Here is a 19275-nt window from a genome sequence, read left to right on the forward strand (position 1 = left end):
GGGCATGGAGCAAGTAGCGGTAAATTATTTAAAAGATTATAAACCCAGTGATTTTTTGATTGAGCGAGTCGATGTGTGTTTTGAGCTTGCGCCTGAAAACACCCTTGTAACTAACACAATGAAAATAACACGCCAACCTACAACGACAAAGAGCAGTAGGGAGCCATTGAAGTTGAATGGCGAAGGGCTTGAGCTTGTTTCGGTTCGTCTGAATGGCAAGGTGTTGACGCTGGCTGATTATGAACAAACAGACGAATACTTACAACTACTACCTGAAGCTATGGATTTTGAGTTAGAGATCGTGACTCGAATCCACCCTATTCAAAACACCGCACTTGAGGGCTTGTATTTATCATCGGGTCATTTTTGTACCCAATGTGAAGCAGAAGGCTTTCGGCGTATTACGTACTTTTTAGATCGTCCTGATGTATTGAGTATCTACCGGACTAAAATCATCGCTGACAAACAGGGTTATCCGGTTTTACTCTCGAATGGTAACTTGGTTGAGTCGGGTGACTTGCTCGATGGCAAGCATTATGCCGTTTGGCAGGATCCATTTAAAAAACCCTGTTATTTATTTGCGTTAGTGGCCGGTAATTTAGTGTATCTAGAGGATAGCTATCATGCCGCAGATGGGCGAGACATTGTGTTGCGAATCTATACCGATAGACGGCATTTGCCGAAATGTCGACATGCGATGGACTCATTGATGCAGGCAATGCATTGGGATGAACAGCGATTTGGGTTAGTGTATGACCTCGATATCTATATGATTGTGGCGGTTGATGACTTTAATATGGGGGCGATGGAAAACAAGGGCTTGAATGTGTTTAATTCAAAATTTGTGCTTGCTGACCCTCAGACCGCCACCGATGTTGATTATGAAGGTGTAGAAGCGGTTATTGCGCATGAATACTTCCATAACTGGACGGGCAATCGCGTAACCTGTCGAGATTGGTTTCAGCTTACCTTGAAAGAAGGTTTAACCGTTTTTCGTGATCAGGAGTTTACCGCAGAACGTTTATCACCTGCGGTTAAACGGATTGAGGACGTTCGGCGTTTACGTAGCTACCAGTTTGCTGAAGATGCTGGGCCGATGGCGCACCCTATTCAACCCCAATCCTATATTGAAATGAACAATTTTTATACCCTTACCGTGTATGAAAAAGGGGCTGAAGTCGTGCGGCTTTATCAAACACTGTTGGGACGTGACGGTTTTCGTAAAGGCATGGACTTATATTTTGCGCGACATGATGGGCAGGCGGTTACGGTTGAAGATTTTCGTCAAGCCATGGCCGATGCTAACCAGGTTGATCTTCAGCAAATGCAAGCTTGGTACACGCAAGCGGGGACCCCGACCTTAAGGGTTGAAACAAAATTTGATGAAGACCAAGGTTTATTGCAATTAACCTGCACCCAGTCTTTAGCCCAGCAAGATGCGTTTGAACCCTTGTTGATACCCCTTAAAATTGGATTCTTGAACCCGGCGGGTGACCCCATCAAGCCTACCTTGACAGCGGTAACGCAAACGCGTGTTAAAGAAGATGAGATGAGTTATGTTTTACAGGTGTCTGAGTCTGTGCAAGTATTTGAGTTTACAGGCCTGAGTGCACAACCCTATTTGTCGTTACTGCGTGATTTTAGTGCCCCAGTGAAGTTGGATTATGCATACCAGGAACCCGATCTGGCCTTTTTAGCGCGTCATGACACGGATAGCTTTAATAAGTGGGAGGCGGCACAGCGCTTAGCGCTGATCGATCTAATGCGGAATGTTGACGCCATGGCCGCTGACAAGCCTTATCGCTTAGGTCTTGCCTATGCAGAGGTGTTTGGTGATTTGTTGGCTCAGGTGATGGCAGACGATCAGACGGATTTGGCGTTACAGGCTTATGCATTGACCTTGCCGGATATGAACTATCTTATTGAGCAATATCAGCAGGTGAATATAGAAGCCCTGACGCAAGCCTATCAACAAATGAAGATTTGCCTTGCTTCACGCTATCAAGTCTTGTTGCATCGTGTGTATCAGCACTGTCATACCGATGAGGCCTATAGCTATAACAAGCAAGCCATTGCGCGACGCTTAATGAAAAATACTTGTTTAGGGTATTTAGTGTTGATCGAGGATGAGGCAATGTTAGCCTGTGCGTATGCACAATATCAAGCTCAAGCCAATATGACCGATGTGCAGGCTGCACTGGCAGGGCTTTCACACCATAACCACCCATTAGCAAACCAAGCCTTAGCGGATTTTTATCAGCGCTGGCAGAATGAGCCACTGGTATTGGATAAATGGTTTAGTATTCAAGCAAGCGCACAACGTGCCGATAACTTTGAGCAAATCCTGTTGTTAATGAAGCACGAGAAATTTAGTTTAAAGAACCCCAATAGAGTAAGAAGTTTGGTTGGGGTGTTTTCAAAACTGAATCATGCTGGGTTTCATCGTCAAGATGGCGCGGCTTATGCTTGGTTATCACAGGTGGTGCTGGCGCTGGATACCATTAATCCACAGGTTGCCGCCAGAATGTTAACTCCCTTGACCCAGTGGCGCCGCTTTGATGCCGTGCGTCAAGCGTTGATGCTGGCTGAACTTCACATGCTTAAAGAGAAGGTTAAGTCAAAAGATGTCTATGAGCTATTGGAGAAGTCATTATTGGAATAGGCGATTATGAACCTAATCCTGTTGCTTAAACAGCGATGTTTTATGCCAGCTCTGGTGCTTGGCGTCTTGGCTTTTAACCTTGCTTGCTTGCCTATGGCAAGCTTTGCCGATACTGAGCGATCAGTAGAACAGCGGCTCGCGGTGTTAGATTTTGAAATTTTATTGTTAAGAACCGAAATCGCGCTACGCAATGGGGAGCGCGGTCGGTTTTTAATTAATATGCATGAATTATCAAATCAAGTTGTGCCGGCTGAGTTTCAAGCGAGATGGAACTTTTTGAATCGAGAGCTTGAAGCCTTGGCGGTAGAGCAGGTAGAGCAGTCCCAGTTTCGTAGCGCGCGGTATGCGCGTGATATTGTATTATTGCTGCCGTTGTCATCAGCCATTTCGGATGCGTCGCGTGTGATGGCTGAGGTCTTTGAGCGCGAATTTAGTGGGCGACGTGTTCACCTTATTGATACCGATTTATATGAGGATGTGCAAGCGCTTTGGGCGTTGGTTAAGTTATTTAACCCAGGCCTCATTATTGGGCCACTGGAAAAACACAAAGCCGAACCCTTTTATGCGCTTGACCCTCAAATCCCAGCGATCAGCTTTACCCCTCTTGCCACCCACCTGCCTTATGTGCGTGCTTTAGCCTCGAATAGTTTTTCTCAAATTCAGTATTTGGCTCCAATCCTTGACCGGTTAGATGTGACGCGTATTGCATGGCTAACAGACCGCTCAGCGCAAGCGAATCAGTTGATGCAGGATGTGGAGGCCTTTTATCAGCAACGTGGTGTTTCTGGTGCGTTGATAGAGCGTTTTTATTTGGAGCAGGGGGTCGATCGATCGGTATCGGCGATGTTGGGTGTCAATCAGTCCGTTGTTCGTCAAAACTGGTTACATTCGACATTAGGGCGTACGATTGAAACCGCCCCTTATGTGCGTGCGGATAAGCGCCTGGTGATTGGTGTGATGCCCCAGTCATCAGCGTTACAAATAAAGCCCTTGCTGGATTTTTATCAACGCACATCGCCATTTCTATGGATACCCACTCAAAGCCCCAGTGTTGAGCACTTTAGAAATAGGCAGTCGAGCTGGCAATCCACCTATGCTTTGTTTCCCGCGCATTTAACACAGAAATGGGTTTCATTAGCTGATCAAGACAATCTAAATTCAGAAGTTGGTCTGTTTCGTGCTTTAGCCAAGGCATTGGTAAAACTAGTGGAAACCGCTGAGCAGCCTTTGCCCTATAGCGTGACGACTGAAATGGGTGAAATGTCAGTTAATGCTGTTGGGCATTATCAGTTTTTACCGAGCTTAATTTTATTGGATAAGGGTCAGTTAACGCCAGTGGCGCTCGAAAAGATTTATATCACCCCTTAGATTTTTAGACATTTGATTGGACGTGCCCGTGGCAGAAGCAAACACAACCATTGACCCGAATGATCTTGATAGCATCGATGCGTTATTGGATGAAGCGGAATTTGATTTTGATGAGGCGGAGCAAGATGGCGACCTACCTGATCTTGATCTTGATCTTGATGTGGAGCAGCTAGAGCCAGATGTGACCTCACCCGCAGAGGATAGCGAGCCTGAGTCGTCGCAGGAAACGGCTGAAGACGAAGAATTAAATGCCATGCTGGGGTTAGATGATACCCCTTCTCCTGCGGCAGCGGTAGCGCCAGCGGTGGCCGCCGGTGCGGCCGCTGCCGCTGTGCAATCCTTGAGTGATAATGATGCCGACGATTTTATATCTCGTCGCTCGCAAGCATCCCAGACAACAGATGAATTAACGGTGGAAGAAATGGACGCTATTAAAAAAATGATAATAGGTTTTGGTGTAGGCTTAATTATATTGCTGATTGTAGCTATTGTATTTGCGGCGATGGCCGCATTTAGTTCTGGCACTGATGCCGCACTAAATGAAAAAGTAACAGAAATAAAAGAAGAAACTGAAATTGCCCGTATCGCCGTACAGTCAAATGAAAAAGCCTTGCGAGATTTAAATCGTAAATTAGATGCCTTAAGTTTCCAAGTTGAGCAATTGAGTGCCGATATGATTGCTGTTAACCAAAGTGCTCAAGGCGGGCAGGTAGTTGAACGTGGCGGTATCTTGCCTGCACCTGTTGCCACCGTGCCTACGCCTAGCCCTCAGGTAGCGGCTCAAGTATCTCAAGGTTTAGAGGATAAAGTCGATAGTATAACCAGAAGTCTTGCGCTTGCTCAGCGCCGTATTGTCGAAGTTAATAATCGTGTAACGAGTTTGCAGCAGCAGCAGGGGACGGTGCTTAAATCTGTTAAGGATATTGAAAAAAACATGCTTGAACAGCAGTTATCTGTGTCAACGCCAGATAAGTCAGTAAAAAAAGATGAAAAAGAAAGCGCTGGTATTGAAAGGCCTCAGTCGGCGCCTACGCATAATTATCGTTATCAAGCGCCCACAGGTTTAATGTATCAGCCTGCTGGGTCCGGTGTGTACCCCTAGCCCGGATGTTTGATAAATTTTTAAAAGTTTAATGAGTAGATCTGGAGCAAGGAATGAAAAAACAAATAATGGTACTAAGCTTAGCGAGTGTCATCACGTTGGCGGGCTGTGAACAGAACCCTAAAATGAATGAAGCAAACAGCGGCTATAATCAAAATGGTGCGTTGATGGCGAGTAAGCAAGAAACGGCGGGGCTAAACTTGTCTGATAAAGATATTGAACGTTTGGCCGCCGAGTTGATTCGTCAGCAGCGTGCGGCGGACCAAGCCGCAAAACCTGATCAGCGCGTCGTAAGGCAAGATGTCATACGTCAAGAGATGATGCCCGCGCGTATCTTGGTACAGGAACCTGCTCCCCAGGAAAAGATTAAAATTACCGGTGTGGGTTACGGTGCTGAAAACGGCTTTGAAGGTTTTACTGATGGTCAGCGCAGACTGATGGCCATTCGTGCATCTAAGTTGGATGCTTATCGTTCGTTAGCGGAGCAGATTTACGGTATTAAGATTGACAGTAATACATCTGTAGCGACTTTAACGGCACAGAGTGATAGTTTTAGAGCACGTGTAAATGCCGTTGTGCGCGGTGCGCGTATTGTCAGTATTACGCCAATGGCCGATAATAACTATGAAACCGTGTTAGAAGTGTTCGTTGATCGTGGATTTTTTGAAGATGTTTTTGTATACTCTAACAACAATCAAAGACGAATGATTTTAGAACCCATGGAAACCTGTACCATGGGTATCAATTGTTACGACGCGGACAGTTATCGATAGCCGCGTGGCTAATCCATAACGAGAGGTGATACATGCTGGCTAAAGTGGTGATAATGGGATCGTTAACGCTCTGCTTTGGCTGGCAATCTGTTGCCCAGGCTAGCAGTATTTCAGCTAGAGTGAACGTATTTGAAACCAAATTGTCGCAATTTGAGCGGCAAATGAATGAGCTTAAAGCCCAGCAAGTGAACCAAATACAAACGTCTGAAGACAATGAGGCGAGAATCAAGTCGATTGTATCTCGCCTAAATATGTTAGAAGATCAAATGAATTACACATCGCCGTCCTCATCAACCGGCAGGTATACAATCCCTGCTGGTCAGGCGCACTATTCCAATAGTTACTCCAATACGTATTCCAACCGTTTTACAGATCGACTTTATACTTATCCCTAGCGGGTGCTGTGCGCACCCTTTTGGCAGGCGGTTATTCTAGTGATGTATCGGGGTTAAATGCTGCGAGCTGTTTAGGCAAGGTATTGAGTTTTAAAGGTGAAATGTCGGCCATCCCGTTTTTGAATGGAATCGGATATTCACCTTGGATCAAGGGGAGTAGATAGTCAATGCCTGCTTGTGTTACCCCCATGCCATCTTCGGTTATAAAGGCATCGGGTACGGTTTTTTCAAGCTCCGCAACCGTGTCTAAGGCGACAGACTCAAAGGTGTAACTAAACGGAGCGTCTGATGTTTTAATAATAATTGGGAGCACCCCTTGTTCACCTCTTAATGCGGCTTTAACCGCCGCTTCGCCGGCACCATAGGCCATTTGCCAATCGGTGAGCGAAATCAGATGACTGGCAGAACGTTGCAGATAGTCTGGGTTGGCGCTGTGCGTTTTAACCCCAAGCGCTTTGGCTACAAGATGCCCGAGTTTTTCACCGACGCCGCCGAGTTGAGTAAAGGTATGGCCATGTGCATGCTCAATCCCTTCCACGGAAATATATTGCCCCTCTTCATTTTTAATGCCTTCGGAGACAGCGCAAACGCAATACCCTTTTTGTTCAATCAGCTGGGCCACTTTATTTAAGAAAGCGGCGCGCTGAAAAGGGCGTTCAGCCGGCAAGATAATCAGCGGTAAGTCGGGTAAGGCTTGTTTTACCAGTGCGGGGGCTAATGATAGCCAGCCGGTGTTTCGTCCCATGGTTTCGAGAACAAAGAAGCGGGTTGAGGTAGGGTGCATGGATTGAATATCGAGTGTTGCTTCAAAAAAGCTAGTGGCAAGATATTTAGCGGCGCTACCAAACCCAGGGCTACAATGCGACAGCGCCAAATCGTTATCGATGGTTTTGGCTACGCCAATGCAGGTTACAGGGTGGCCGTGGCGGCAACAATAGTCGGCCACTTTTTGTGCGGTCAACATCGAGCCATTGCCGCCATTGTAGAAAAAATAACCAATTTGATAATGGCTAAAAATTGCCAAAATACGTGCATATTGATCTGGACGTGCCGCCTCTGACTCAAGATCAAATCGACAGGCCTGAAAGGCGGCACCAGGTAAGTGCTTTAACCGCTCAATTTCCGGCGTGTTAAGTAAATCAATATCTACAAGCGCCTCGTCTAACAACCCCTTAATGCCATTCAGTGCCGCATAGGTTTTACCAAATACGCCAGGGTGTTGTTTGACCGTTTCAAACACGGCCGCCGCACTCGCATTAATAACAGCCGATACGCCGCCCGCTTGTGCATAAAGCACATTATTTGCTGATTTAATCATGGGTTTTTTCCAGTTTATAATAAATGTTCAAGCATTATAAAATATCTAGATGAACAAAAAATGACTTTGGTAGGATCTGGAGGCTGTTGAACGTACACGTCCGACAGGCGCCTAGCTAAGATGTTGTTTGAGTGGGTCGCTGAGTATGCGCTTTCGCCAACCCCTCTCTAGCTCATTAGGTTGTTGCCGAAGCAGCGCCAGCAGGGCGGCTTTGTTGTATAGATTATGCGGCGAAATGCCTTTATCTTGAGCAACTTGCTGTGCAAAATCTTGTGCGCGTTGCAGCCATTCCAATTCATCCAGTGTGGGAGGTGGCGCGCTGTTATTTTTTTTAGGCCAATATTCGGGGTGAGCAAACGCCAGGTCTAGTTGTTCAATTAAATGTTTACCATACTGGCGTACGATAGACGCACTGATGCCCGGTACCTTATACAAGCTTTCAATCTCTTTTACCGGTCGCTTGGCTAGGCTGACAATCACTTCATCATTAATGACCCACTTTCGCGGCAAATTTTGCCTAACGGCTTGTTCTTCACGCCAAGCAGCAAGCGCTTTAACCAGGCCTAAGCGTTTAGCGTTAAAGCCCTTGGTGCCTTTAACTTTCAACCAGGCCTGGTCGGGGTCAATGGTGTACAGGCTGGGTTGCAACATCTGTTGAATGTCGTCATGGAGTGCTTGCTTTTGTTCATCCGTTAGCGTGTTCTGTAGTTTGCGATACCAAGGGGCTAGATAGCGTACATCATCCAAAGCATATTGGATTTGTGCCTCTGAAAGCGGGCGTTTGAGCCAATTAGTGCGACTCATGCTCTTGTCTAGTATCACGCTAAACTCAGCTTCAACCACGCGTGCAAAGCCTGCCATATCGCCATAGCCTAAAAACACCCCCGCAATTTGAGTGTCGAACAGGTTTTGCGGCATGGTTTGGCCTAATTGAAAAAGCACTTCAATGTCTTGCCTTGCTGAATGAAATACTTTACATATCTTCGGGTTCGCCATCAGCTGCCACAAGGGAGATAAGTCATCGATCGGCAGCGGGTCCACTAAAATAAGTTCATCTTCGGCTGTGCAGATTTGTACCAGTGCCAGAATAGGATAGTAGGTGTCCTTTCTAATGAATTCAGTGTCAATAGCTAACCAGGCCTGGTTAGCCAAATGGTCGCAGATCTTGAGCAGTGCGTCGCTATGCGTAATGGTTGTATAGTTCATAGCGCAAGTTTAGGCTTTGTGATGTATTTAAGCAAGATGATTTACATTGCAAGATGATAGAAAAAAGCGAGAGGTAGGTTAAGCTTGCAGGCTCGGGTGTCTTTTTTGATCTAAATGGTTTTTTGGCATGGTGGTTGCTTTAAGAATTTCGTCAAGCAATGAGATCGCTAACACACAAGGTTGGTTTCACTAAGTTGCTTATCGCTAACATTAAATAAACAAAGGAGTCCTGTTGCATGGATCGTATGCTATATGTCTCGATGAGTGGCGCGAAAGAGGCCATGCTGTCGCAGGCGAATAATGCAAACAATTTAGCCAATGCAACCACGGATGGCTTTAAACAGGATTTTAACCAATTTCGGGCGCAGCATATGGAAGGCCCAGGTTGGCATACGCGAACCTATTCGCTGGATGAGCGTCCCGCGACAGATTTTACCGCAGGGCCTATCAAGGTAACCGGGCGAGCTATGGATGTCGCCACCAAAGAAAATGGCTACATGGCGATACTGACACCGGCAGGGGATGAAGCTTATATTCGTTCAGCGAGTATGCAGATTGCGGCAGACGGACAGTTGTTAGATGTGCATGGTCATCCGATGTTGAATGCAGCGGGTGCGCCGATTGTTTTGCCGCCGGTTGATTATCTAGAAATCGGCCATGATGGCACAATTAGCGTTGTACCCGCCGGTGCGCCGGCGAATGAAGTGGTGGTGATCGATCAATTACGATTGGTTGAGCCAGATCATCGTCAGCTTGAAAAGGGGTTGGATGGCTTTATTCGTCAGCGCCCAGGCAATGAGGAGTTGGGGCAGACCAATATTCGTGTTATCAGTGGTGCGCTAGAAGGCAGTAACGTGAATACCATTCAGGCCTTGACGACCATGATTGAATTAACCCGAAAATATGAGATGCAAGTCAAGATGATGAAAACCAGTAAAGACCATGCCGGTGCATCCGATAAACTACTATCAATTAGATAGTGAGGACCTGAGATGAATAGAGCACTCTATGTAGCGAAAACCGGTTTGGAAGCCCAGCAATTTCGTTTGGCCGCCATTTCAAATAACCTGGCGAATGCCAATACTTATGGTTATAAAGCGGGGCGGGCTGAATTTGATGATTTGCTTTATCAAAATGTGCGCATGCCTGGCGCACAAGCCGGGCAAGATGAGGCCAATACCTTGCCTTCAGGCTTGCAGCTAGGTGTAGGGGTTAAAGCGGTTGGTGTGCAAAAGATTCACACACAAGGTAATTTGATGATTACCGATAATCAGCTGGATTTGGCGATTGATGGTAAAGGGTTTTTTCGGGTGCTTGATCCCGAGGGGAATATTATGTATACCCGTGACGGCTCATTTCAGCTGAATCAAAACGGGGATATTGTCACATCATCAGGTTATTTGCTAGAACCCAATGTTCAGGTGCCGCCTAATGTTACCGAAATTGCAATTGGGCGAGATGGCACGATTCTGGCTAAAGAGCCGGGTGTGGCCGCGCCGATTAACCTCGGTCAGTTAGAGATTGCGATGTTTATCAATCCTGCCGGTTTAGAGTCCGTCGGGCAGAATATGTATTACGAAACCATCGCCAGTGGTGCGCCGGTGGTAAATAACCCGAACAATGAGGATGCTGGCGCGGTGATCCAAGGGGCGCTAGAAGCCTCTAATGTCAATACGGTAGAAGAGTTGATTGGCATGATTGAAGCGCAGCGCACCTATGAAATGAATTCCAAAGCGGTATCAGCGGCAGACGGCATGATGCAATACTTGAATAATAACGTTTAAAAGAGATAAATAACGAGGAGGCTAGACGAGTGAAAACAAGACGTATCGCATTTGGCTTGTCCTTGGTTGGGTTATTGGTGCTACAAGGCTGCTCGAGCACCCCGGAACGGCTGGAAGCGTTCAATTATGAGCCAAGTTATCCAATGAATTTGGCGCAAGCACCCAGGCCGGCTAACGGGTCACTTTATCAGAGTGCACAAGCCATGACCCTGTTTGATGATGCGCGCGCGCATCGCGTTGGCGATATTATTACCATTGTTTTAACCGAAAAGTTTAACGCCAATAAAAATGATCAGGCCAGCTTTAACCGTAATAATAATGCTGACTTTGGTGTTACCAATCCGCTTAATTTTTTAGGGCGTGGACCGGCTGATATTGCGGGCGCACTGGGTACCGGCGGTATAGGCTATGGTTCCAGTAACAGTTTCTCAGGTAACAGTGATATTAAACAAAACTCTTCTGTATCCGGTTCTGTCGCGGTGACGGTGATTGAGGTGATTCCAAACGGTAACCTGGTGGTACGGGGTGAAAAATGGATCACGGTACATGATGGTGAAGAAGTGATTCGTTTTGCGGGTATTGTGCGTCCGCAAGATATTAAACCCGATAACAGTATTGATTCTTCTAAGGTGGCCGATGTCCGCCTTATATATCGCGACACAGGCATTGCGGGTGATACCGCAAGACCGGGTGCGATGACACGTTTTTTGTCAAAGTTTTGGCCGCTTTAAATGGAGTTGACGAACTTCAAATAAAGGCCTAAAACGTGACCCGGCTTGTTTTTATACTCTCCTTTTTGCAAGTCGGTTTTTTCTTCTTAAGCGCCCAGCCTGCTTTGTACAGTCTGGGCGCTTTCTTTTTAGGTTTGGCATATAACCTGCTTTAATTTTAAATACATTCCCATTTTACTTTCTGAGGACAGCATGTTAAGCAAAAAAGCCCTATTTGTTTTGATCGCTTTAATGACCTGGAGCAGTATTGCCCTCGCGACCTCGCGCATAAAAGATTTGGCAAGTGTTGCCGGCGTGCGCGATAACCAGCTGGTGGGTTATGGTTTAGTGGTGGGGTTAAATGGGTCGGGTGATAATACCCCCTTTGCAGAGCAAAGTCTCATAAGCATGCTCAATAAGTTTGGTATTAACGTGCCGCCTGGTGTCAGAACCAACTCCAAAAATGTCGCCGCCGTGGCCGTGCACGCCACCTTGCCGGCATTTGCAGAGCCGGGTCAAGCCATTGACATTACCGTCTCCTCGTTGGGTAACGCAAAAAGTCTGCAGGGCGGTACCTTGTTATTGACACCGCTTAAAGGGGTTGATAATCAAGTTTACGCGCTTGCACAGGGTAATTTGATTGTGGGCGGTATGGACGCGAGTGGGCGTGATGGTTCCAGAGTCACGGTTAATGTACCTAGTGTTGGGCGTGTGCCGAATGGGGGAATTGTTGAGCGCGCGGTAAATACCGGGTTTGATTTAGGTTCAACTGTGGTGTTAAATCTACATCGTGCCGACTTTACTACGGCCAACAATATGACCGAAGCGATTAACCAACTACTCGGTGAAGGGGCGGCGCGCGCACTCGGGGGTGGGTCTATTGAAGTGCTTGCGCCTAGAATTCCGGATCAGCGAGTCTCGTTTTTATCGGTACTCGAAAATATACAGGTTGAACAGGGCGAAAGTGCAGCGCGCGTGATCGTTAACTCACGCACCGGCACGGTTGTGATTGGACAAACGGTGCGCGTGAGCCCTGCGGCTGTCACCCATGGTGGGATGACGGTTAGAATTGCGGAGCGTGAAGAAGTGGTGCAGCCGGGTGCCTTTGCCGGTGGGCAAGCGGCTATGCAACAAAATGCCGATATTGATATCGAACAGCAGGGCGATGGCAGAATGTTTAAATTTGACTCGGGGGTGACCTTGGACTCCTTAGTCGATGCGGTCAACAAAGTCGGCGCCGCTCCCAGCGACTTAGTTGCCATCTTAGAAGCCCTACAACAAGCGGGTGCCTTGCGTGCCCAGCTGATGGTGATTTAATATGTTAGACAATCATTTTGCAGTGCGTCCGCAAGACCATACCATTTACACCAATATACAAGGGCTCAACGAACTAAAACGTCAAGCCCGTGAAGATCAGGAAGCGGTGCTGCGTCCAGTTGCGGAGCAGTTTGAGGCATTGTTTTTAGAGCAGATATTAAAAAACTCCCGTCAAGTAAAGTTCGATGAGGGCTGGTTGGATGGCGGTCAAGCCGATATTTACTACGATATGTATGATAAACAGCTCGCTCAAGACCTCTCTTCTAAAGGTTCGCTCGGTTTGGCCGATATGATTGTAGAGCAGCTTTCTCAGAAACACCCGACGATCAAGCCAGAAGACTATGATCGTTGGCGGGAAGCGCAGCAGACGGAACAGGCTAAGCCGCTACAACAATCAATAAATACCCAGCAAGCCTTAATGGCTCGCCCTTTGCTGAGTACACGCAGCGAATAACACATTATTCGCCAAGAGAGTAAACCATGGCAGATATGTTAACGATTGGCAGTATAGCCGCCAATAACTTTAAAAAAGCGCTTGAAGTCACCAGCCATAACGTCGCCAATGTGGGCACAGAGGGTTATAGCCGACAGCGCGCGATACTAGAAAGTAACTCGCCAAATGTAATTGGCGGGCATACCATTTTAGGCGGCGGTTCTAAGGTGACCACTGTTGAGCGTATGTATGCTGACCATATTCAAAAACAGCTCCTCACCAGTAATGGGTTGGTCAAAGGCTATGAAGAAGCGATTGCCTATGCCAAGCAAGTCGAAGGCATTGTTGCCAGTAATGATCAAGGCGTGCAAGAATACATGCAACGCTATTTTGACTCGCTGCAAAATCTTGCTGATCTGCCCACCTCACGGGTGAATCGTGAGCATGTACTCGACCAAGCGCGGAGCTTGACGGGTCATATCAATAACATGACCACCATTCTAGGCGAAACCCAGCAGCAAACCAACCTGCAAATTCAAGACATGACCAAAACGATTAATGATCATCTCAATACAATCAAGATGATTAACCAAGAAGTCACTAAAGCCGAAAGCCGAGGCACTCAGCCGCCCAACGACTTGCTAGATAAGCGTGAGCAGTCGATAATGGAGTTATCTAATTTAATTGGGGTCAAAACCTTTAATCAACCCGATGGTTCGATTGATATTTACTCTGCTAACGCCCGTGTTCCGCTCTTAACAGATAATAATCTAACCAGTTTGATTGCCGCCCCAAGTGATTACGCACATGAAAACCGAACAGAAATGTTTATTAACATTAACGGCGAAAAGCGACAGGTTACGGACCTTTTAATTGGGCCCGGTCAATTGGGTGGTGTGCTCGATTTTCGTAAAAACGTATTAGACCGCGCCCAAAACGAGCTGGGCACTACGCTCAACGCCTTTGTCGCCGCCAATAACTGGCAACAGTACCAAGGCTGGGATGAGAATGGGGAGTCGGGACGTGAAAATCCGATATATAAGCCACTAGAAATTAGTGCGCTAGCCAATAAGAATAACCAAGGCGTGACCGAAGGCGTGGATATTAAAGTTGACTTTACTCCACCTCGACCGCACAGCGGTGAGCCACCTACTCTTGTTCCGCCCCCTGACCCAATGACCTATGGTTATAAGCAAGAAGAGTTAAAAATTGCGAAAGAGCAAATAGGTCAGTTGCAGCCTAGAGAATATGAATTGCGTTGGAATGGAACCTCGATGGATGTGTTCGATAATGCAACTAAGAAGAAACTGGAAATGCTAGATGAATCCGGTACACCGATAGACCCCTTAACCAATCAAGTTGGTTGGCTTGACGGCTTGCGTTTTGATTTAAGTGCTAATAACATTGCGGACTTTGAGCAAAATGACAGGTTTGTTATCAAACCACATAAGGGCATTATGGAGCAGTTTTCGGTAGTGATGCAAGATGGACAAAACATCGCCACACGTGGACAGTCCCCAATTCCTATCAATAGCGATCCTTTAAACCCTCCGGTTAATACTTTAGCTGATATAAGTGCATCTATCACAGCAAACAATGGGGGGGTAATTCCGGGCTCAGTACCACCACGGGATTTTGAATTTATAAACCCTGCTACTGGGATTGTTTTTGATGTGACAGACCCTGATGAGTTTAATGCGTTTAGAAATAGTCCTGCTTATAGAGATTATCTTAACCATTTAGCGCCCGCTATGCCCGGTGCTGAAGGCGATAACGTCAATGCGGCTAATATGGCGAGCATTCAATCGGTTAAGCTGATGTATGCCAACAACAATGGTCAAGCCTCGGAAACCCTGCTGGGTGGCTACTCAAAAATGGCCAGTAGCATAGGGATGTTTGTGCGATCGGCAGAAATTAACTTTGAAACCCAGTCTAGTAGCTTTAGTTATATTAATGAGCGGCGTGAAATTTTATCCGGCGTCAGCTTGGACGAAGAAGCCGCTAACCTACTGCGCTTCCAACAAGCCTATCAAGCGGCAGCGCAAATAATGCAAGCCAGTCAACAGATGTTTCAAACCCTAATCGGTGTGATGAGAGGATAAAAAAATGCGCGTCTCAAGCAATATGATTCACAACACCAGCTTTGATGCGATTACCAAGCATCAAAATGATATCTTGCGAATTCAAGAACAGCTTAGCTCAGGCAAAAAAGTCAATCGCCCCAGCGATGATCCGGTCGGTATTACCCAAATTCACCGACTCACCCAAACTATGAACACGATTGACCAGTATGCAAAAAACGGTGTTTACGCCAAATCGCAACTCGTGCTAGAAGAAACCGCGATAACCAACACCGTCGATGCGCTTCAACGCGTGCGAGAATTGGCGGTGCAAATGTCAACCGACACCTATAACGAAGACCAGCGTAAACAAACGGCCTCAGAAGTTCAGCAGCTGATGTTGCATGTTAAATCGATCATGAACCAAAAAAACTCCGACGGCGAACACATGTTTGCCGGTAATAATGTGCGCGACTTGCCATTTGTTGATGACCCAGCCAATCCAGGTTTTTTGACCTATATTGGCAATCTTGATGTTGCTGATGGCGGGAAGCCCGAAGCCAATTTTGGTGGACGTTTCGTAAAAATTGGGTTTGATGTGACCAATGAACTTAAGCCCGACGACGAGTTTAACATGTCACGCGTGCGGATTACCGATACAGGCTCCAAGGTGTTTGGCATGGATATCACAAATCCAGGCGCGACCTTAGAGAAGGCCGGTGAGAAGGCCGGTATTGTTAGCGAGAATGGTATCCCTAATGACCCCGCAGCGATTGATGGCAACGTCTACAATGTTATGCGGGTGATGTATGAGCGTTTGATGGTGGGCGATCGACCCGGTGATGATGTGCTTGAGTCACTTCAACAAAGCATCACCAATATGTCGGAAAACTTAGCATCGATAGGCGGGCGTCAAAATCGTATTGAAACCCAATACGATGCGGGTGAAACTTTTAAAATGGCGCTGACGGAGCGTCGGATGACAATTGAAGAGAAAGACTTGGTCGAAGGTATCTCAGAATTCACCGTCAAGCAAAACGCCCTCCAAATGGCACAACAAGTCTTCCAACGCGTACAACAAATGTCACTGTTTGATTATCTGCGTTAAAACCGAGTAGAAAACACCCCGTCATTACGAGGCGCGCATAAAAAACTTCGTCATTGCGAGGACGAAGGCCGTGGCAATCTCTGGCCGACTGTGCACGGGTTTGAGAGATTGCTTCACTACGCTCCCAATAATTTGTCGTATCCCCATACTTTTAAAATTAATTCTAATGAATTTTCTATACAGCCGATACATAACCTATAGGTGACAATTTTGTCTAGCGTATAGGTGGGTTTCGATGAATAGAATGAATAAAAAGTGCATGTCTAGGCTGCTTACAACTATAGCAGGCCTGGTTGTCATGTGGCCGGTTTATGCCGCGTCGTCTGCGCCCTATCAGGCGGTGACGCCTAATAGCTTTGCTAGTCACTCTGTTGCCGAACTCTATGCAAACACCTATACGCCGGCCAATCTATATGCCCAGCCAACCCGCCATTATCCCCAAGCACAACCGGATACCGAGCAAGTTAAAGCACTCGAAGAACAGCTACTCCTAAGCCGCACCCAAGCGCTACTCGCACGCCTCAACCCCGAGTCGATCACCAACGCCAAAATCCTAGCCGAATGGCTCACCCTAAAACCCCAGCTGGAAGAAATAGCCAAAAAACGCGCCGAAGTCGAAGAGTTGTTAGAGGTAATGACGAGCTTATCACGCGTAGCGAAGCATTTGGAATAGCGTGAATAATTTTTTGATTAACTCCATTATTTATTTTGAACTTTTATTTTATTATTAAATTAAATCAGTACCTTGAAAACAAAACTTAAATTCATTTCTAAAGATTTAGTGTTTGTTGCCGCTAATTATATTGTGTAAATTTTACAAAAATGTTTTTACTCATCCATCAGGGAGAATAACCATGAAGAAATTAAACTTCAAAATGAATAAAATTGCCGCTTTAGTGGCAAGCGGTGTACTAGCGTCAGCGGCAATGACTTCGGCTAAAGCGGAAACATTGATAATAGATGCACAGGTAGAAATCAATGAAAATATCACACTAACTGAAGTAAACCCGTTAAATTTTGGTATGATTATTGCTACAGCTGCGCCAACAGTGGGTGACCAACCCACTATTATTATTAATCCACAATCTGGCATTGCAACGCCTACTGATCGTGATGGAACCATTTTAATTGTAGATGCTGCAGATATTACACCAGCTGAATTTAATATAAGTGATGCGGCGCCAAACGTTCCTCTGACAATGATAATATCTTTTCGCCCTACGGGTACGGCTTTAGAGTTAAATAATGCCGGGGACGTATTTGCAATTACAGCCCCCACTTTTTCAGTTAATAATGGAGGGCCTGTGGATGCGGTTGCTTTAGGTAATGAAGTTTATACTGGGGGAGCGTTATCAGCTAATCCAGGGGGTGCGAATGTGAAAATTGGTGCCACTCTCGCTCCAACAGCAGCGATGGATGGGCGGCGAATGGGTGGGGGTATTTATGCGGGAACTTTCTCGGTGGAAATAAACTATTAGTAATTTTTAAAGATGCATTCTAATTCAGTTATATCGGAATTGGAATGCGCTCTGATTTGATATTTGTCGCACCTCTTTTTCACGCAAACGCACCTTCCTTTAATTTTCCATCCACAAATAAACTAATTTGCTTAAGTTTTTTTAAAAATAGACAGTTGGAATAAAGCTTGCTCCAGTAAATCTTTATTACGGCTAACTATAAAATTGAGAATGAATGAAGTTAGATAATTATACCTATTTATCTGTCGGTTTTTTGATCGTGGTGCTGAGCTTTTCAGTGCCAGCGTCAGCTTCGGGCGAGTTTTATATCGAACAGAGCTTCTCATTCGGTAGATTGGTTGTTTTATCTTCGCCTGATGAGACATCAATTACCATACACCCAGATGGTCAAATTTCGCATAATGATAATTTTAGGATTGTCGAGCCCGGGTTCCCTGCTATTTTTGAAATGCGAGCTTTTCCAGCAAATACTCATTTTACTTATGCAGTTTCAGTATTGAAAAGAATGGGACCTTTTGAGTTAGATGTCACACCTAGCTCAGGAACAGGCTGGTTTTCGAGCAATGGTTCGTATCCGCCAATTGCGATAGGTGGAACATTGATTGCACCCAGTGGTCAGTTTTTTCATAATAATTTATATTCGTGGAATATATTTGTGAGTGTAATTGTTAATCATTAGTTTTTTAGTGGAGGTATTAAAATGGGCAAGTATTGGTTTGCGTTTAAAGGTTTGTTGGTTGGATTTTTGCTAATGTTTTCAATGTTAGCGCATGCTAATTTATTGATTACACCGGTTCGTGTGGTCTTTGATACTCGTGACCGTGCCTCTCACGTTAATATTGTAAATACGACATCTCAAGTTCAGAGTTTTAGAATTGAGTTAGTTGACCTTTTACAGAATGAAGCAGGAGGGTATCAGCGTCTTTCAGATGCGGATGATACCTCAACTCGAATAAGCTCTGCAAAGGATTTAATTCGTTACAGTCCACGCCAAGTGACTTTAAACCCGGGTGAAAGTCAACGAATTCGATTATCTGTTAGAAGACCTTCTAATTTGTCTGATGGAGAATATCGTAGCCATCTATCTTTTACAGCCTTGCCTGAACCCCAGCGCATCGAACAGACTGAGGGTGCGCAAACGGGGATACATGTTTTGCTAAGCATTACAATTCCGGTTGTAGTACGACAAGGGAATCCTGAGGTAGAGGCTACAATTAATCGGGTGGAATTAATACAGGACAAGCAAAATGGTGATGATGTAAGAGTCAATATTAAGCGTCAAGGGACATTTGGAGTATTTGGTACAGTCTCTATAGAATGGCGGCCTAATGCTAGGTCTGAGTATCAGAAAATTGGTGAGGTAAATAGTTTTGCCGTTTATAGAGAGTTAGATGAGCGTATTAATTCTCGGATTCCTCTTAATGAAGGTCATAAGCTTCAAGCGGGTTGGTATCGTGTGACTTTTAAAGGTGATGAGTTTTTTAATCATCGCGTTTTTGATTCGCATGAATTTCAGTGGCAACCTTAAAAACACGCTTGTTAACAGTATTTGAGTAGCTAT

The 19275-nt window shown here is 45.8% G+C and carries 18 protein-coding genes; 16 read left to right on the forward strand and 2 right to left on the reverse strand.

The window, feature by feature from the left end; all coding sequences use genetic code 11:
• The first annotated feature begins 4 nt into the window (after nt 1–4).
• From pepN to NA59_RS06560, 5 genes are read left to right on the forward strand one after another with little or no spacing between them, the layout of a single operon-like run.
• Nucleotides 5–2662 (forward strand): aminopeptidase N, encoded by a 2658-nt coding sequence (pepN, locus tag NA59_RS06540; RefSeq protein ID WP_044409833.1) that lies wholly within the window; start codon nt 5–7, stop codon nt 2660–2662.
• Between the two features lie 6 nt (nt 2663–2668).
• A complete protein-coding gene (locus NA59_RS06545) occupies nt 2669–4030 on the forward strand; it encodes a type 1 periplasmic-binding domain-containing protein (protein ID WP_044409837.1) in 1362 nt (453 codons plus the stop codon).
• A gap of 28 nt (nt 4031–4058) precedes the next feature.
• The gene (locus NA59_RS06550) at nt 4059–5132 is read left to right on the forward strand and encodes a hypothetical protein (RefSeq protein ID WP_044409840.1); all 1074 of its coding nucleotides are present in this window, start codon (nt 4059–4061) and stop codon (nt 5130–5132) included.
• 53 nt (nt 5133–5185) lie between these two features.
• Nucleotides 5186–5905, forward strand: coding sequence for an LPP20 family lipoprotein (locus NA59_RS14295; protein WP_044409842.1), 720 nt, complete (start codon nt 5186–5188; stop codon nt 5903–5905).
• A gap of 53 nt (nt 5906–5958) precedes the next feature.
• The gene (locus NA59_RS06560; protein WP_157792560.1) at nt 5959–6300 is read left to right on the forward strand and encodes a hypothetical protein; all 342 of its coding nucleotides are present in this window, start codon (nt 5959–5961) and stop codon (nt 6298–6300) included.
• Between the two features lie 31 nt (nt 6301–6331).
• Here NA59_RS06560 and NA59_RS06565 read toward each other — a convergent pair whose 3' ends face one another.
• Together NA59_RS06565 and rnd are read right to left on the reverse strand one after the other, a co-directional pair.
• Nucleotides 6332–7618 carry a 6-phosphofructokinase gene (locus NA59_RS06565; RefSeq protein WP_044409847.1) on the reverse strand — a complete coding sequence of 429 codons (1287 nt, stop codon included), beginning with the start codon at nt 7616–7618 and terminating at the stop codon, nt 6332–6334.
• Nucleotides 7619–7729: 111 nt separating this feature from the next.
• Nucleotides 7730–8824: a ribonuclease D gene (gene rnd / locus NA59_RS06570; protein WP_052501507.1), complete on the reverse strand. Its 1095-nt coding sequence runs from the start codon at nt 8822–8824 to the stop codon at nt 7730–7732.
• Between the two features lie 236 nt (nt 8825–9060).
• Between rnd and NA59_RS06575 the strand changes: the two genes are divergently transcribed.
• The 11 genes from NA59_RS06575 to NA59_RS06625 all read left to right on the forward strand — a co-directional run bounded on the left by NA59_RS06575 (nt 9061) and on the right by NA59_RS06625 (nt 19242).
• On the forward strand, nt 9061–9804 hold the full coding sequence (locus NA59_RS06575; protein ID WP_044409851.1) for a flagellar basal body rod protein FlgF: 744 nt from the start codon (nt 9061–9063) through the stop codon (nt 9802–9804).
• A gap of 12 nt (nt 9805–9816) precedes the next feature.
• Nucleotides 9817–10608 carry a flagellar basal-body rod protein FlgG gene (flgG, locus tag NA59_RS06580; RefSeq protein WP_044409853.1) on the forward strand — a complete coding sequence of 264 codons (792 nt, stop codon included), beginning with the start codon at nt 9817–9819 and terminating at the stop codon, nt 10606–10608.
• 29 nt (nt 10609–10637) lie between these two features.
• Nucleotides 10638–11339, forward strand: a complete 702-nt coding sequence (locus tag NA59_RS06585; protein WP_052501508.1) for a flagellar basal body L-ring protein FlgH — start codon at nt 10638–10640, stop codon at nt 11337–11339.
• A gap of 192 nt (nt 11340–11531) precedes the next feature.
• Nucleotides 11532–12635 carry a flagellar basal body P-ring protein FlgI gene (locus NA59_RS06590; protein ID WP_044409855.1) on the forward strand — a complete coding sequence of 368 codons (1104 nt, stop codon included), beginning with the start codon at nt 11532–11534 and terminating at the stop codon, nt 12633–12635.
• A 1-nt stretch (nt 12636) separates the two neighbouring features.
• Nucleotides 12637–13089 (forward strand): rod-binding protein, encoded by a 453-nt coding sequence (locus NA59_RS06595; protein ID WP_044409858.1) that lies wholly within the window; start codon nt 12637–12639, stop codon nt 13087–13089.
• Nucleotides 13090–13115: 26 nt separating this feature from the next.
• Nucleotides 13116–15170, forward strand: coding sequence for a flagellar hook-associated protein FlgK (gene flgK, locus NA59_RS06600; protein WP_044409867.1), 2055 nt, complete (start codon nt 13116–13118; stop codon nt 15168–15170).
• Between the two features lie 4 nt (nt 15171–15174).
• Nucleotides 15175–16236 carry a flagellar hook-associated protein FlgL gene (flgL, locus tag NA59_RS06605; protein WP_044409869.1) on the forward strand — a complete coding sequence of 354 codons (1062 nt, stop codon included), beginning with the start codon at nt 15175–15177 and terminating at the stop codon, nt 16234–16236.
• Between the two features lie 235 nt (nt 16237–16471).
• Complete coding sequence (locus tag NA59_RS06610) at nt 16472–16909, forward strand: hypothetical protein (RefSeq protein ID WP_157792561.1); 438 nt, start codon at nt 16472–16474, stop codon at nt 16907–16909.
• Between the two features lie 181 nt (nt 16910–17090).
• Nucleotides 17091–17714 (forward strand): DUF4402 domain-containing protein, encoded by a 624-nt coding sequence (locus tag NA59_RS06615; RefSeq protein WP_044409873.1) that lies wholly within the window; start codon nt 17091–17093, stop codon nt 17712–17714.
• 214 nt (nt 17715–17928) lie between these two features.
• On the forward strand, nt 17929–18393 hold the full coding sequence (locus NA59_RS06620) for a hypothetical protein (protein ID WP_044409874.1): 465 nt from the start codon (nt 17929–17931) through the stop codon (nt 18391–18393).
• Between the two features lie 21 nt (nt 18394–18414).
• Entirely contained in the window at nt 18415–19242 is an 828-nt protein-coding gene (locus NA59_RS06625; protein ID WP_044409876.1) for a fimbrial biogenesis chaperone, read from the forward strand.
• Nucleotides 19243–19275 lie beyond the last annotated feature (33 nt).

Source organism: Thiomicrospira microaerophila (assembly GCF_000934765.1).
Lineage (GTDB): Bacteria > Pseudomonadota > Gammaproteobacteria > Thiomicrospirales > Thiomicrospiraceae > Thiomicrospira > Thiomicrospira microaerophila.

What these genes read in the sequence shown, in the direction of transcription:
- flgK (WP_044409867.1), top strand. Translation starts at nt 13,116, where the DNA reads ATGGCAGATATGTTAACGATTGGCAGTATAGCCGCCAATAACTTTAAA.
- NA59_RS06620 (WP_044409874.1), top strand. Translation starts at nt 17,929, where the DNA reads ATGAAGTTAGATAATTATACCTATTTATCTGTCGGTTTTTTGATCGTG.
- flgG (WP_044409853.1), top strand. Translation starts at nt 9,817, where the DNA reads ATGAATAGAGCACTCTATGTAGCGAAAACCGGTTTGGAAGCCCAGCAA.
- flgL (WP_044409869.1), top strand. Translation starts at nt 15,175, where the DNA reads ATGCGCGTCTCAAGCAATATGATTCACAACACCAGCTTTGATGCGATT.
- NA59_RS14295 (WP_044409842.1), top strand. Translation starts at nt 5,186, where the DNA reads ATGAAAAAACAAATAATGGTACTAAGCTTAGCGAGTGTCATCACGTTG.
- pepN (WP_044409833.1), top strand. Translation starts at nt 5, where the DNA reads ATGGAGCAAGTAGCGGTAAATTATTTAAAAGATTATAAACCCAGTGAT.
- NA59_RS06615 (WP_044409873.1), top strand. Translation starts at nt 17,091, where the DNA reads ATGAAGAAATTAAACTTCAAAATGAATAAAATTGCCGCTTTAGTGGCA.
- NA59_RS06560 (WP_157792560.1), top strand. Translation starts at nt 5,959, where the DNA reads ATGGGATCGTTAACGCTCTGCTTTGGCTGGCAATCTGTTGCCCAGGCT.
- NA59_RS06595 (WP_044409858.1), top strand. Translation starts at nt 12,637, where the DNA reads ATGTTAGACAATCATTTTGCAGTGCGTCCGCAAGACCATACCATTTAC.
- NA59_RS06610 (WP_157792561.1), top strand. Translation starts at nt 16,472, where the DNA reads ATGAATAGAATGAATAAAAAGTGCATGTCTAGGCTGCTTACAACTATA.
- NA59_RS06590 (WP_044409855.1), top strand. Translation starts at nt 11,532, where the DNA reads ATGTTAAGCAAAAAAGCCCTATTTGTTTTGATCGCTTTAATGACCTGG.
- NA59_RS06575 (WP_044409851.1), top strand. Translation starts at nt 9,061, where the DNA reads ATGGATCGTATGCTATATGTCTCGATGAGTGGCGCGAAAGAGGCCATG.
- NA59_RS06565 (WP_044409847.1), bottom strand. Translation starts at nt 7,618, where the DNA reads ATGATTAAATCAGCAAATAATGTGCTTTATGCACAAGCGGGCGGCGTA.
- rnd (WP_052501507.1), bottom strand. Translation starts at nt 8,824, where the DNA reads ATGAACTATACAACCATTACGCATAGCGACGCACTGCTCAAGATCTGC.
- NA59_RS06625 (WP_044409876.1), top strand. Translation starts at nt 18,415, where the DNA reads ATGGGCAAGTATTGGTTTGCGTTTAAAGGTTTGTTGGTTGGATTTTTG.
- NA59_RS06545 (WP_044409837.1), top strand. Translation starts at nt 2,669, where the DNA reads ATGAACCTAATCCTGTTGCTTAAACAGCGATGTTTTATGCCAGCTCTG.